Origin of the sequence: Limnovirga soli (genome assembly GCF_013106755.1) — a bacterium.
Lineage (GTDB): Bacteria > Bacteroidota > Bacteroidia > Chitinophagales > Chitinophagaceae > Limnovirga > Limnovirga soli.
Map to the genome: position 1 here is coordinate 1 of NZ_WHPF01000012.1, position 13,518 is coordinate 13,518.

Here is a 13,518-nt window from a genome sequence, read left to right on the forward strand (position 1 = left end):
GGAGGCAATGAATATCAACGAGTTATGAAATTGGCATGGTGTAAATTATCCACGACAAGGAGGTGTTTTCCAAAATATGGATATGGGAAGCATATTGGGAACTGCTGCCCATAGTATCCGAACGTACAAGAGTGCGACGCAAGTACAGCTGCACTTGGATTTATTGCCGGGTACACCTATATTTTTATGCAAAAAATATAGGCAAAAACAGATATTTGTTACAAATAACATCTTGCCACCAAAACATACTGCCTAATGGCAGGTGCATGCACATGAAAAATATTAATACCATTAAAGTAAATTTCAAGGGAGGTATTATTCATCCCGATAGTTTGTACAATATTCTAATTGCCGCCGGTAAATGTGGCTTGCGCCATGTGCGGTTTGGGCTGCGACAGCAACTTTTGTTTGATGTGGAAATTGAAGAGCTGGACCATATTACCACCGAACTGGAAACACTGGGTATTAGCTTTGAAATTAATAAGGAAGGTTTCCCCAATATTGTAAGCTCGTACCCGGCTGAGGAAATATTTATTAATAATACCTGGCTTACAGAAAATATTTATAAAGCCATTTTTGCCTCATTTGAATATACGCCCACTTTAAAAGTAAATGTGAGCGATGCCAACCAAAGTTTTACGCCCTTGCTAACCGGTAATATTAATTGGGTGGCTTCGCCCGAAGCAACCGATTACTGGTATTTGTTTATACGGTTTCCTAAAACCAATATTATTTACGAGTGGAAGGATATATTGCCCACCAAAGATTTAGCTGCCATAAGCCAGCGTATTGAAGAAACCATATTGCAAAATGCTGCTGCTTTTTACGATAATACTGAGGCCGATGGAGAAGCCTTATACGAGAAAGTAAAAGCATTTACCCTAAATAGCCAGCCCGCCACAGTACCCCTGGTGTTGCCCGCTTTTAACCTGCCCTATTACGAAGGTTTAAACCGCTATAACGATAGTTACTGGCTGGGTATTTACCGCCGCGATGAATTGTATAGTATTAAGTTTTTGAAAGAAATATGTATGCTTTGCCTTACCACCGGTGCGGTGCAATTATGCGCCACGCCATGGAAAACCATTATTATAAAAGGTATTGCCGAAGTAAACCGTAAGGACTGGAATTACCTGTTGGATAAATACCAGATAAATGTGCGTCATGCCGCCAACGAACTTAATTTTCAGGTAGAAGATAATAGCCTGGCTGCCATAAAATTAAAACAGCATCTGGTTAAATATTTAAATGATGCCGATACCAGAACTTTTGGTGTTTGCATAGGTATAAAAACAAGACGTAAAAGCGAAGTGTTTAGTAGCATTCTGGTACGCCGCAGGCCATTAATACGTATTGGTAAATGGGGCTTTTTACATATGTACGATATTTTGTGTGCCAAAGAATATAACCCCAACGAGCGTACCGATTTTGTATACAGTAAAGACAATTTTAAGTTTGTACTGGCCGAGCAATTGCGCCGTGCCGTACTATCGTTTTATCAGTACCACGATAAAAAAGAAAAAGAAGCTGCCGCCAAAGCAGTAAGTGAAGAGTAAGGTAATTTGGATATTATTAAAGAGCAGGGCAATACAGGTGTGTTGCCCTGCTGTTGTTAAATGGCGGCTTTACTTGCGTCGCACTCTTGTGCTTTCTGTTCATTATGCAGCTTTTTATATTGCATATAATATACAGCAGCCAGTTATCAATCCTTAACACAACGCACTGAAAGGCCGTCCCTTTTATCGGCAGCACCCCTAAATACAGTGCCATCGTTATAATTTAATCTGTAATACAAGGGCAGTCCGCTACTGTCTGTATTAGCACTCCAGCCCCAACCATAAATACGAAAGTAGAGAAACTGACCATTGTTATACCTGTTACCACCCGGCAGGCCGGTAAAACCGCTGCTATTGGTGGCATTGGTATTGGGGGCCGACCAATGGGCTAATCCGGTTTCTTTCATTTTGCCACCGGCTACCAGGTTGCCACCAAGGGTGTTGATAAGGGTAGTCCATTCTGCATCGGTGGGTATATGCCAACCTGCAGGTGCCAGGCCACGGGGATCATTTACGGCATGCCAGTTGTAAATTTTACCATATACTGTTCCGGCCAAAGAATCGTTATTGTGCCAGCACCAGGCACCGGTGGTTAATGCGGCCCATTTTGCTGGATTTGTTACCTGTGGTATCCTGTCCCCATTTCTATAACGGCTTACATTCAGGTTGCTGCTCATCCAGCGTTGGTTGCCAATTTTTGCAATAGGCATTTCGCCGGTAGTATTTATATCTGCCAACAGGTTATTGGCTGCATTGCTTTGGGTAATATTTGCATTGGCATTGCTGTTGTTTTTATTACAGGCCATCAGAAGCAATACCAGCAACATAATGGTGAAGTGGCTAATTTTTTTCATGGTAATTAATTTATGTATGGAAAATGATGATTAATACAAACCGACTGTGTTTGTGGTAGAAGAAAGCAATCATGAAGATCGCTGATCTTTTTGGTGCTACAGGTGATTTGAATCATTAAGCTGTGCATAATACAATTATTTCCGGAAGTTGGCTTGTGCTGGCTGTTTTTTTAATATACTGTTTCGTTAAGGGTGCAAGAAGTGTATGCCGGATAGTTTTATTGTATATGTGAGCAAATAAGCTAAAAAGCATTTATTTTTATGTATTGGCCCGTTTGCCACCTTAATGTTTGTATATGAAAAATTTATTTCCTTTTATGTTGCTATTGGGTAGTGTTTGTATGGGTTGTGGCGGTAGTAGTCCGCAACCCGTGATGCATTTTATACCACTGGTTTCATCTCATTTTAATTTTTCTGCCGATTCTTCTTTTGCCGTACCTGATGGAAAAGCATGGGAAGCCAGAAAGCGGGCACATGATAGCTGTATGGGAGAGTCGTTTCCTGCGAATGCCATATTTATAAAATCGAAAGATACTTTTCAAATTGGGGCCATTGTAAACAGGAACACAATGAAAGTGGTAAGAACGTTTAACATGGCCAACATACCACGTGATTTATTAAGTGATGCCTTTAATTTTGTTACCAAACCCTGTTATGAGAAAAGCGTGGTGCCTGTTTCGCCAGCTGTATTTATTAATGAGCATATTGTGCTTAGTGTTCCCGGTGCTGCCAATAAGGTAAATGAGGAATTGAATACAGCTTTTCAAAATAGTGTTCAAACGGAAATGGAAACAGGCTCCTGGCTTAATATCGAATTAACTGACGCTTTTGGTAAAATATTAGATACTACTACAAATGCCCTGTTGCTGGATTATAAAAATTATTTACTGGATAGCGCCAATATGGTACTGATAAAAAGTGCCAGTATAACCGATGTGAATTTTTATATTACTACGGCCAAACCTATGTCGGCCCCCCTGTTAGCGGCTTTAATTCAAAAGCCGGTGGTAGATATGGGTAATCCACTTTTGCATGCCCAATTATTTTATATAAGTAATACCAGTTTTCAATTAAAGTTTAATAGTATTTTTCAAATTATGGGGCAGTTTATGCAATGCAAGGTTGAGTAACAATTCTTAATTTGCAAAAGGCCTGCATCTTATCCCGAACATAAAAGTTGGTGTGGTAATTGCCCAAATTTGTATGGTGTTTTCCTTCTTAGTGCTGCGCCAACTATCCAGCCGCACAAGTGCGCGACGCAAGGATGTTGCCCTTGGTGCAATTGCCCGGTACATCAATCTGCCTTTGTATTTACACAATTATTTTCAGGCCTTTATGCAATAGACCGCCTGCAAAAATCTTTTATTTAAAGTATGACAATGGAATAATCTTCCACATATCGTGCGATAAATTACCTGTTAGTAATTCGTATAAAAGATAGATGGGCCAAAATATATAATGCACAATAAGTAAAATAATTGAGTGATTATAATACCAGCTTATCATGATGGTATACAGGCCCAGCAAAAAATACAGCAGTCCGCCATTTTTTTTGTCCATTGCGTTGGTGTTTTTATTGTTAGCAATTGTGCCTTATAAAGGTAGCCAATTTTTGTGCCAGACAATTTTCTATTATGCAGCTTTACTTGCGTCGCACTCTTGTACGTTTGGATACATGGTGCAGCCAAATTATTGTGCATTAATGTAAGTATGCACTTTTAGCAAGGTATTATTTACTCTTTTTAAATACAGCCAGGAAATACAGGGGCTTGCCTTTGGTATCAAATGCTTCGGGATAGTTATTGCCCATTAAATTATAGCAAATGGTTAATTGCTTGTTTTGATAGATATAAATGGCGGTAAAATGTTTGCCTGCATTAACACCATCCTTGCCATAAATATCCATTTTTCTATCCTTGTATCGGGCAATGCCTTTATCAATACTTTCGGCGAATACGGTGTAGTTGCTGTCTTTTATAATTAGTTTTTGTTTTTCAAATGCGGTGGCTGGTAGCTGCGTGCCACCTATTTCCTGGGCAATGGGTAGCCAGGTGCCATTTAACATATTTGCTTGAGTTGTAGTGTTTTTAATGCCGGAACAGCCTGCGAAAAAACAGGATAACCAATAATATCTGTCGCATAAAAAAACAATTTGCAGAAGTTTATCAGGCTTGTGCCTTTATTTTCTGATGCCAGTAATAATAAGAAATAATACCGGGTAATATAAATGCCAGCATAGATATCATCATAGGGTCGAATTTACCGGATGATGCAATGCTCGAATAAATGGCGCCTGCCAAATCGAAAAATAAGCCGGCATAAGCCCATTCTTTTATGCGCTTAAAACCTGGCAGTAGAATAGTAATGGAACCCAGCAATTTTGCTACGCTGATAAATTGAATAAAATACACAGGATAGCCCATGTCATCATGCAATAATTTGATAGTGTCCTCAGTTGGCCCTAATCCGCCCACAGCAGATACCAGCATTAGCGCAGCGAAAATAATAGTAGATACCCAGTAGATAATGTTGGTTGTTTTGGTTGTCATACAATTGTTTTACAGGTGGTTATTTTAAGAATAAATATAAGTGCTTCCGTTGAGTTTATATCTTAAATTTTTTCAGCTGTTTTATTAAATTAAGACTGTGAAGTATACAATATAGACTTCAATTACCTGCCTTAAAATACTGTAAGACATTTTTTAAGCAAGCCAAAGTGTTTATTTTTTTACTCTACTACAAGAGGCAGGTAATACAATTTTGCTTTTTTTACTTTAAATTACAATTAATAACAAGGTATATAACAGTTGTTCGTTACTTTCATATAACAATGAAACCCAACTTAAAAGCAAGCCTGATAGTGTTGATATTCGCACTATCCTGCACAAAAGAAAACGCCCTGCAACCATCTGCCGTATCTACATCTTCCACAGCAAATGCGGCCACTACACATTATTTGGGGGAAGCATTTGGAGGAGGCATTATTTACTGGATTGACAGTGCCGCCGGCACCGGTTTAATTGCAGCCACCGAAAACCAGAGTGATGCAATGGCATGGAATAAAGACAGCTCTTATAAATTGATAGGGGCAAAGGGCAAAAGTATTGGTACCGGCAGAATAAATACCCAAAAAATTATTACTGCATTTGGTACTGCAGGCTCGCCTTATGCCGCATTGCTTTGTGTGAATTATAGGGGTGGCGGGTTTACCGATTGGTTTTTGCCTTCCAGGGAAGAACTGTATAAAATGAGCCTGAACAAAAAATATCTGCAAGGGCTTACCGGCGGCAACTACTGGAGCTCATCTGAGCGGAATTCTATAACTACCTATTTGATACATTTTCACAATAACCTAAAATCCAACACCAACAAAAGCGATACTTTTCATGTACGCGCCATTAGAACTTTTTAAGTTTGGTATGCAACCAGATTTTAAGTGGTATTGTAATTAGATGTTGCCCTTCTTTAATTCACTTACTGCATAATCGCATGCACGGGCTGTAAGTGCCATATAGGTTAAGGATGGGTTTACACAAGAGCCCGAAGCCATACAACTACCATCGGTAATAAATACATTGGGCACTTCGTGCATTTGGTTAAATGCATTTAATACAGAAGTGCGTGCATCCCTGCCCATACGTGCTATGCCCATTTCGTGGTTGGCATTGCCGGGAAAGGAAATACTTCCGTTTACTTTTACATTGGTATAGCCGGCTTCTTCCAGCATTTGCTTACCGGTGGCGGCAATGTCGGCATGCATTATTTTTTCGTTTTCCTTAAATGCGCAATCTATGGTAATAGTGGGCCGGCCCCAGGGGTCTTTCTTATCCTTATTCAGGGTAATACGATTATCGCTGTAGGGTAAGCATTCGCCAAAAGCATAGAGGCTTAACTGCCAGTTGCCTGGCTCGCTAAGTGCTTCTTTAAGATCGGCACCAATAGCGGTATCATGTGCCTGCCTGCTGCGGTAGGCATTGCCTGCAAAATGATAACCGCGTAAAAAATCAGCAGTGGTTTCCTTTACATTTTTAAACCGCGGAATATACACCGGTGCCGGTCTGCGGCCATAGTAATAGCTGTCTTCAAATCCATCAATATTGGCAGTAATGGAAAGGCCTTTGTGATGATCCATCAGGTTGCGGCCTACCTGGTCGCTGCCATTACCCAACCCATTTGGAAAGCGGTTTGACACCGAGTTGAGTAAAATAAAAGCTGTAGCTACCGTGGCCGCATTTAAAAAAATAAGTTTGGCATAAAAGGTTTCTGTTTGTTTTGTTTCTGTATCTATTATTTCAACGCCGGTGGCTTTCTGCAGTTGCTCATTATATAACACTTTATTTACCAGACTGTGTGGCCTAACGGTAAGATTACCGGTAGCATAAGCTGCTGGTATAGTACTGGCATTGGTACTAAAATAGGCACCATAAGGGCAGCCACGATGACAAAGATCCCGGGCCTGGCATTGTCCCCGGCCTTTAACCGGTTTCGTTAAATTGGCGGTGCGGCCAATAATTACTTTTCGGTCGTTAAAAGTAGATTCAATTCTTTTTTTAAAATCTTTCTCGGCGCAATTCATTTCAAATGGCGGTTGAAATTTTCCATCCGGTAAGTGGGGTATGCCTTCCACCGATCCGCTAACTCCAATAAAAGATTCTACATAGTCGTACCATGGTGCAATATCTTTATAACGAATAGGCCAATCCACGCCATGCCCATCTTTTGCATTGGCTTCAAAATCAAGATCACTCCAGCGATAGCAAGCCCTTGCCCATAACATGGAGCGGCCGCCCACTATATCGCCACGTACCCAGTCAAACCTTTTGGTTTCGTCGTAGGGATTTTCTTTATCGTTTATATAAAAATGTTTATTGTCTTCGCGGTAAGAGTAATGGCGGCTTTGCACATAGCAACGTTCCTTATCTTCTTTACTAAGACTAAGACGGTGCGCAAAATTCCAGGGATCTTTGGTAGCAGTTGGGTAATCGCCATGTTCAACATTGCGGCCCCGTTCCAGTAACAATACTTTTAAGCCTTTTTCGCATAGTTCTTTCGCGGCCCAGCCGCCTGTAATGCCCGATCCAACCACAATGGCATCATAGGTGTTTTGTTTGGTAGCTGTATTGTTTACATGTAAAGTATCGCCCGGCATAACAGGTATTGTTTTGTACGAAAGGTAAATATATTTTTTACAAATACATGCAGCCATTTTTGTTCCCGTCAAGGAGTAATATGGCAGCTTTACTTGCGTCGCACACTTGTACTGCAACAACCATGTGCAGCAGTCATATATAATAGAAAATAATTTTTGCCTGATGAACCAGGGCATACATATTTTGTTATTTCACATTCCAGTAGAAATCGTACATTTCTTATCTGTTTATGACAATGCCATCTAACTATATCAGGATACTACTGCTTTTTGGGGCTATGGTATTTTCATTGCACAGCAGTTGGGCACAGGAAATTTGTAATAATGGTAAAGATGATGACAATGATGGCTTAACGGATTTGTATGACCCGGAATGCCAGTGCCGTTTTACAGTAAATGGGAACCTGCTGTTAAATGGTTCCTTCGAATTGTTTGACCATTGCCCCGTAAACTATGCGTATGATATAGACCATAATATTGCCAATAATTGGGAGTATGGCACTTACACCAATATTAACGAAGCCGTATTTTATCATCATCTTTCCTGTGTATACGATTCGGGCCAGGTAATGCTCACCATGCCACCAGCCACGCCTTTGCCCAACGGAAAAGGATTTATTTCAATAAGAAACAATGCCTATAACCAGCCTATTCCCCAAAATGAAATGACCAAGAGTTATGTGGGGCAATGTTTGCAGGCACCATTACAAAAGGGGGAAGATTATACCTTAAGCTTTTATGCCGGCAGGTTTAGATCATGGGATAATTTGAGGGGTAAAATTTATCCCTTTACGGTAGCTGTTTTTGGTAATGCCGATTGTAATGCAGTACCATTTGGTAAGATATATGCCTCCGGCAATGGCTGTCCGGCAAATTATCCGGGATGGGTATTGCTGGGTAAAACTACTGTATACAGTTATGGAGATTGGGTGCAATCTGTTGTGCATCTTACCATACCATTTAATATTAATACCATACAAATTGGCCCTGATTGTTCCGCACTGCCACCCATTGCCGATCAGGCAGATAGCACCACTTTTTTAGATTATCACTTGTATTATTTGGATGATATGCACCTGCTGCCGACCAAAGATTTTCCTTTTCAGTATATTCATTTACAAACCGGGGTTTCCTGTAATATAAACCCTGTTTTAAAAGCACCTGTGCTGCCCAATGCCAGCTACCAATGGTATAAGGATAGTATTGCCATTATAGGTGCTACAGATAGCATATATGAGCTACCCAATGCATCAATAAGAGCTTATTATAATGTGGTGATTAATACAACCCCAACCTGTATTATTACTGAGCCTTTTTTGGTAACACCCAGCAATCTTTCTAAAATTCAAATACCGGCAGATACTACAATTTGTTTAAATGCCTCCCTATTGCTTGCTCCAGGTATGGAGGGTATTAGCTACACGATAAATGGTGTTCCTGCTAATGAAGTGATGATTAAGAATGAAGGCTTGTATACCATTATGGCAACAGATATTTACGGATGCCAAAAATTATTTGCCACGCAGGTGGTTGCGCAAAATTGTATTGATTGCGATGCATTCATTCCCAATGCGTTTACGCCAAATGGAGATGGGTTAAATGATGTTTTTAGGGCAAGGATAGATTGTAGTGTTACCAAATATCATTGCAGGATATTTAACCGATGGGGTAAAATAATATTTAGCAGTAATAACCCCCAAACCGGATGGAACGGCGCGGTTAGCGGTACAAAAATGCCTGCGGGTAGCTATGTTTATTTTATTGAATATACAACAGCAGCGGGCAGAAAGAAAATAGTAAAAGGGGTATTCACGCTGCTTTAAAAATGATGAAAAGTGATGGGTAGGCATTTACCAAATGAACCAGCATATACTTGCAGCACAATTATAATTCCTCCAGATTTTTGGGTGTATTAACAGGCTGTTTGCAGCTGCGGTATATTCTATAGTACAAGTGTGCGACGCAAGTAAAGATGCCATTGGGTATATTGCCAGGCTCTAAAAAATACTGCTTCAAATTTTTGGATACACTAGTTTGCTGTTGGTGTTAGAAGCCTTTTAAATCATAACTAGCAGTATCAATAATCTCTACTTTCTTGCGCATTTTCTTTTGGATAATTTTGAAATGATGTTCTTCTTCTTCGCTAATTAATGCAATAGCTGTACCGGGTGATTCGGCCCGGCCCGTACGCCCAATGCGATGAATATAATCTTTGGGAGAGCGGGGTAGTTCGTAATTAATTACATAGGGCAGAAATTGAATATCTATACCACGACTGGCAAGGTCGGTAGCTACCAACACCCTGAACACGCCTGCTTTAAAATCATTCAGGTTATTGGTTCGGGTGCCCTGACTTTTTTTACTATGCAAGGCGGCAGCTTCAATGCCATTTATTTTTAATTTCTCCACTACACTATCTGCGCGATGAACGGATGAGGTAAATACCAACACCTGTTGCATGTTTTGCTGTTTAATCAAATAACGTAATAAAGGGCCTTTTCTTTCTTCGGCCACAGAATAGGCCAATTGTTGTATTAAGTCAATATTTTCTTCAGCTTCTTCAATTTCAATTTTTATGGGGTTGTGTAATAATAGTTCTGTAATGGTATGAATATCTTTTCCAAGTGTGGCAGAGAATAAAAGGTTTTGGCGCTTTGGAGGTAATAAAGCAAATATCTTGTTCATCTCATCTTTAAAGCCGAGATTCAACATTTTATCCGCTTCGTCCAATACCAGTAATTCCACTATATCAAGGTGCAATGCTTTAACCGAAACAAGGTCAAGTAAACGCCCCGGTGTGGCTACCAATACTTCTACGCCCTGTAATTCCATCATTTGCGGATTAATAGAAACTCCACCAAAAACGGCCATTGTTTTTATTGGTTTCGGCAAATATTGGGATAGCTGTTTAAATACCTCGCCAACCTGTACAGCCAATTCTCTGGTTGGTACCAGAATCAGCGCTTTTATATGCCTGTTGGCAGCAGGTGGTTTATGCAATTGCTGCTGTAATACAGGCAATGCATAACTTAATGTTTTGCCTGATCCTGTTTTGGCAATTCCCAATACATCTTTGCCACCTAAAATGGCCGGTATAGCCGCTTGTTGAATAGGATATACGGTGGTAAAATGTTGTTGCTCTACTGCTTTTAATAAAGCTGCTGATAAACCGAGTTTTGAAAAAGACATACTCCAATATTGTTAAAGGTATATTTAGCCCTGCAAACATAGTCTATAAATGCCGCAAGCCGGCGATACGTTCTCTGTTTGGGGGATGCTATTGTTTTACAATGAATCGGTTAGGTCCAATTAATAACCTGCTTAAAGGGGATAGATAGCATAATAGTTGAGGCCATAATAGTTAAAACTGGGTCACAAACCGGCGAGCCACCTTTTATTGTGGGGTATGCATGCCAATGAAAAGTTGAGCAGTTTATTTACCAGTTACAATTTGAATTTTCCGGATGATAAACAGATGATCAGTGAATTATTATGGGTATAAATTTTTATATTCACTATTATGCAATAGATTGACCAACAAATCATTTGCCGATGCAGGAAACAAAAACAGTTAACCGGTATTTTATTATCAACAAACCGCCAAATATGGTATCTCAGTTTGTGAGTACACATGATGTAGGTTTGCTGGGCGATCTTGATTTTCAATTTCCTGAGGGCATACACGCCATTGGCCGGCTGGATAGCCATTCAGAAGGTTTATTGATTTTAACTACCAATAAAAAAGTAACAAAGCTTTTGTTTCAGGGAGCCGTGCCCCATAAAAGGGTGTATTTGGTGCAGGTGGTAAATAAGGTTAGCGAGGCAACGCTTACACAATTAAGAACGGGTGTAACTATCCGTATTAAAGGCGACGTGGATTATACTACTTCGCCCTGTGATGTTGAAATAATTGAACATCCGGAGTTGATAACCAAACAGGCATATGCTTTGCCTGACTATGTTTCGGTTACCTGGTTAACCATCACACTTACAGAGGGTAAGTTTCATCAGGTGCGGAAGATGGTGAAGGCCGTGCATCACAAGTGTAAAAGGCTTATCCGCATTTCTATTGAAGACCTGTTGTTAGGGGATCTTGAGCCAGGCGCGGTAAAAGAAATTGAAGAGCAAACTTTTTTCCGGTTACTAAAAATTGATAACTGGTAATTGCTCCTTCTGTTTAATAGTAATAACCCAACATGGCTTTTTGCTGCACAAAGTACAAAACCCTGAACCGAGCGTGGCAAGAAAAGATGCCAAGCATACAACTGCCGGTAAACAAAGCAATTATCTGCATGGCATAATTATGTGATATTAAAATGCTTAAGCTTGTACAATCATCTTCCCAGTATTGTCGCCGTTAAACAAGCCAAGAAATGCATTTGGTATTTCGTTAAAACCTTTAACGATGGTTTCTTTATACGTTAACTTGCCCTCCTTCACCCACTGTGCGAGGTGTTGTATACCTTCAGCAAACTGGCTTTGAAAATTACTTATGATGAAGCCCTGCATTAACACGCTTCTGGTAAGCAGCATAGGCTGTAATCTAGGCCCTATAGGCGTTTCTGTGCTATTGTAAAAAGATATTTGCCCGCACAAAGGTATACGTGCATGAAAGTTGATATGGCTAATGACTGCATCAGAAATAGGACCGCCCACATTGTCAAAATAAATATCTACTCCATTAGGGCAGGCTTCGGCAATAGCCTCACGCATATTGGCAGTGGTTTTATAATTAATAGCCTCATCAAAACCAAATTGCTCTTTTAGTAAAGCTGTTTTATCATCAGAGCCTGCAATGCCAATAACACGACAGCCTTGTATTTTAGCAATTTGGCCAACCACCACGCCTACGGCTCCTGCTGCGCCCGATACAACGACAGTTTCTCCTGCTTTGGGCTTGCCAATATGCATTAAGCCAAAATAAGCGGTTAAACCGGGCATACCCAATACGCCCAGGTAGTAACTGGCCGGGGCCAATGTGGTATTAATTTTTTGTAAACTATTGGCAGATGCTACTGTTTGTTTGCGCCAGGGCAAAAGACCAACCACCATGTCGCCTGCAATAAATAATGGTGAGTTACTGTTTATTACCCTGGCTACAACGCCACCCTGTATGGGTTCGTTTATCTGAAAGGGTGGCGCATAAGATTTGGTATCGTTCATGCGGCCCCGCATATAGGGGTCTACTGAAAAATATAAGTTTTCCAATAACACTTCTCCCTCGGCAATGTCTGGTAGTTCTACCGCTTCAAACCTGAAATTATCTATAACTGGTAAGCCTTTCGGCCTTGATGCGAGTACAATTTGTTCGGTGTTCATTATTTTGTTTTAGGGGCAAAGGTAGTGTAAGATGCTGCGTTGCTTATAGTAATATTGTTACAGATGATTATATAGTAATTGTTGTAGCCAAACTAAAGTAATATCATTAAGCACCGCTTGCGTCGCACACTTGTACGGTTATCTCTTTATGGGGCAAAAGGAAATGAAAAACAGTTTTATATATTTAGTTGCTTAAGCCTGCAGGGTGTTCAATGTAAAGAAAGTCAATGGGTTAAATTTTATTTAATTGTTGAAACAGCGAGATTTTTCATTTATAAATACTATATTTATTTCAGGTTTAATCCGGGCCGTAAAAGTCAGCTGCATCCCTTGTTCATGTAGCCTTGATTACTCAAATCATTTAAAGTCATGCATCCGAATTGCATGCAGAGGAATCCAATATCGATGAAAAATTACTGCTAAAGTTGCTATGGGTTTTTCTATGAAAAAAACCGGTATTATTTAATTTTTTAAAGGAATATTTTCTCTTTCTGGTAAAGAGAAAATAAATGAATTGCATTGTGTGCTATGGCAGCAATCATTTACTCAGGCGCTGTTGTGGGTAAACATGTTATGCCATGCGTGAGCCTGAGTATAGGATTTTAACAATTTCAACCTGGAGAAACTGGCCTCAGGCCGT

The 13,518-nt window shown here is 40.1% G+C and carries 12 protein-coding genes; 5 read left to right on the forward strand and 7 right to left on the reverse strand.

The annotated features are described in order from the left end of the window. Positions 1–272 precede the first annotated feature (272 nt). On the forward strand, positions 273–1,556 hold the full coding sequence (locus GD597_RS16115) for a rubredoxin (RefSeq protein WP_171608927.1): 1,284 nt from the start codon (positions 273–275) through the stop codon (positions 1,554–1,556). Between the two features lie 146 nt (positions 1,557–1,702). On the opposite strand, the gene GD597_RS16120 is transcribed toward GD597_RS16115, so the two are convergent. Continuing rightward, complete coding sequence (locus GD597_RS16120; RefSeq protein ID WP_171608928.1) at positions 1,703–2,410, reverse strand: fibrobacter succinogenes major paralogous domain-containing protein; 708 nt, start codon at positions 2,408–2,410, stop codon at positions 1,703–1,705. Between the two features lie 296 nt (positions 2,411–2,706). Here GD597_RS16120 and GD597_RS16125 point away from each other — a divergent pair, with 296 nt between their 5' ends. Beyond that, positions 2,707–3,540, forward strand: coding sequence for a hypothetical protein (locus tag GD597_RS16125; protein ID WP_171608929.1), 834 nt, complete (start codon positions 2,707–2,709; stop codon positions 3,538–3,540). Between the two features lie 232 nt (positions 3,541–3,772). On the opposite strand, the gene GD597_RS16130 is transcribed toward GD597_RS16125, so the two are convergent. The 3 genes from GD597_RS16130 to GD597_RS16140 form a co-directional block, all read right to left on the reverse strand. Continuing rightward, the gene (locus GD597_RS16130; RefSeq protein WP_171608930.1) at positions 3,773–3,970 is read right to left on the reverse strand and encodes a hypothetical protein; all 198 of its coding nucleotides are present in this window, start codon (positions 3,968–3,970) and stop codon (positions 3,773–3,775) included. A 169-nt stretch (positions 3,971–4,139) separates the two neighbouring features. Next, the gene (locus tag GD597_RS16135) at positions 4,140–4,475 is read right to left on the reverse strand and encodes a hypothetical protein (protein WP_171608931.1); all 336 of its coding nucleotides are present in this window, start codon (positions 4,473–4,475) and stop codon (positions 4,140–4,142) included. 100 nt (positions 4,476–4,575) lie between these two features. Beyond that, positions 4,576–4,959, reverse strand: a complete 384-nt coding sequence (locus tag GD597_RS16140; RefSeq protein ID WP_171608932.1) for a DoxX family protein — start codon at positions 4,957–4,959, stop codon at positions 4,576–4,578. Between the two features lie 281 nt (positions 4,960–5,240). Between GD597_RS16140 and GD597_RS16145 the strand changes: the two genes are divergently transcribed. Next, the gene (locus tag GD597_RS16145; protein WP_171608933.1) at positions 5,241–5,822 is read left to right on the forward strand and encodes a DUF1566 domain-containing protein; all 582 of its coding nucleotides are present in this window, start codon (positions 5,241–5,243) and stop codon (positions 5,820–5,822) included. 36 nt (positions 5,823–5,858) lie between these two features. Here GD597_RS16145 and GD597_RS16150 read toward each other — a convergent pair whose 3' ends face one another. Next, complete coding sequence (locus GD597_RS16150; RefSeq protein ID WP_171608934.1) at positions 5,859–7,559, reverse strand: GMC oxidoreductase; 1,701 nt, start codon at positions 7,557–7,559, stop codon at positions 5,859–5,861. Positions 7,560–7,789: 230 nt separating this feature from the next. Here GD597_RS16150 and GD597_RS16155 point away from each other — a divergent pair, with 230 nt between their 5' ends. After that, positions 7,790–9,382, forward strand: a complete 1,593-nt coding sequence (locus GD597_RS16155) for a gliding motility-associated C-terminal domain-containing protein (RefSeq protein WP_171608935.1) — start codon at positions 7,790–7,792, stop codon at positions 9,380–9,382. Positions 9,383–9,605: 223 nt separating this feature from the next. Here GD597_RS16155 and GD597_RS16160 read toward each other — a convergent pair whose 3' ends face one another. Next, a complete protein-coding gene (locus GD597_RS16160; protein ID WP_171608936.1) occupies positions 9,606–10,748 on the reverse strand; it encodes a DEAD/DEAH box helicase in 1,143 nt (380 codons plus the stop codon). 363 nt (positions 10,749–11,111) lie between these two features. On the opposite strand from GD597_RS16160, the gene GD597_RS16165 reads away from it, so the two are divergent. Continuing rightward, positions 11,112–11,723, forward strand: coding sequence for a pseudouridine synthase (locus GD597_RS16165; protein ID WP_171608937.1), 612 nt, complete (start codon positions 11,112–11,114; stop codon positions 11,721–11,723). A gap of 156 nt (positions 11,724–11,879) precedes the next feature. Here GD597_RS16165 and GD597_RS16170 read toward each other — a convergent pair whose 3' ends face one another. Then, a complete protein-coding gene (locus GD597_RS16170) occupies positions 11,880–12,878 on the reverse strand; it encodes an NADP-dependent oxidoreductase (protein ID WP_171608938.1) in 999 nt (332 codons plus the stop codon). Between the last annotated feature and the right edge of the window lie 640 nt (positions 12,879–13,518).

Coding starts and splice junctions, on each gene's coding strand:
- GD597_RS16115 (WP_171608927.1), top strand. CDS start 273: ATGAAAAATATTAATACCATTAAAGTAAATTTCAAGGGAGGTATTATT.
- GD597_RS16120 (WP_171608928.1), bottom strand. CDS start 2,410: ATGAAAAAAATTAGCCACTTCACCATTATGTTGCTGGTATTGCTTCTG.
- GD597_RS16125 (WP_171608929.1), top strand. CDS start 2,707: ATGAAAAATTTATTTCCTTTTATGTTGCTATTGGGTAGTGTTTGTATG.
- GD597_RS16130 (WP_171608930.1), bottom strand. CDS start 3,970: ATGGACAAAAAAAATGGCGGACTGCTGTATTTTTTGCTGGGCCTGTAT.
- GD597_RS16135 (WP_171608931.1), bottom strand. CDS start 4,475: ATGTTAAATGGCACCTGGCTACCCATTGCCCAGGAAATAGGTGGCACG.
- GD597_RS16140 (WP_171608932.1), bottom strand. CDS start 4,959: ATGACAACCAAAACAACCAACATTATCTACTGGGTATCTACTATTATT.
- GD597_RS16145 (WP_171608933.1), top strand. CDS start 5,241: ATGAAACCCAACTTAAAAGCAAGCCTGATAGTGTTGATATTCGCACTA.
- GD597_RS16150 (WP_171608934.1), bottom strand. CDS start 7,559: ATGCCGGGCGATACTTTACATGTAAACAATACAGCTACCAAACAAAAC.
- GD597_RS16155 (WP_171608935.1), top strand. CDS start 7,790: ATGACAATGCCATCTAACTATATCAGGATACTACTGCTTTTTGGGGCT.
- GD597_RS16160 (WP_171608936.1), bottom strand. CDS start 10,748: ATGTCTTTTTCAAAACTCGGTTTATCAGCAGCTTTATTAAAAGCAGTA.
- GD597_RS16165 (WP_171608937.1), top strand. CDS start 11,112: ATGCAGGAAACAAAAACAGTTAACCGGTATTTTATTATCAACAAACCG.
- GD597_RS16170 (WP_171608938.1), bottom strand. CDS start 12,878: ATGAACACCGAACAAATTGTACTCGCATCAAGGCCGAAAGGCTTACCA.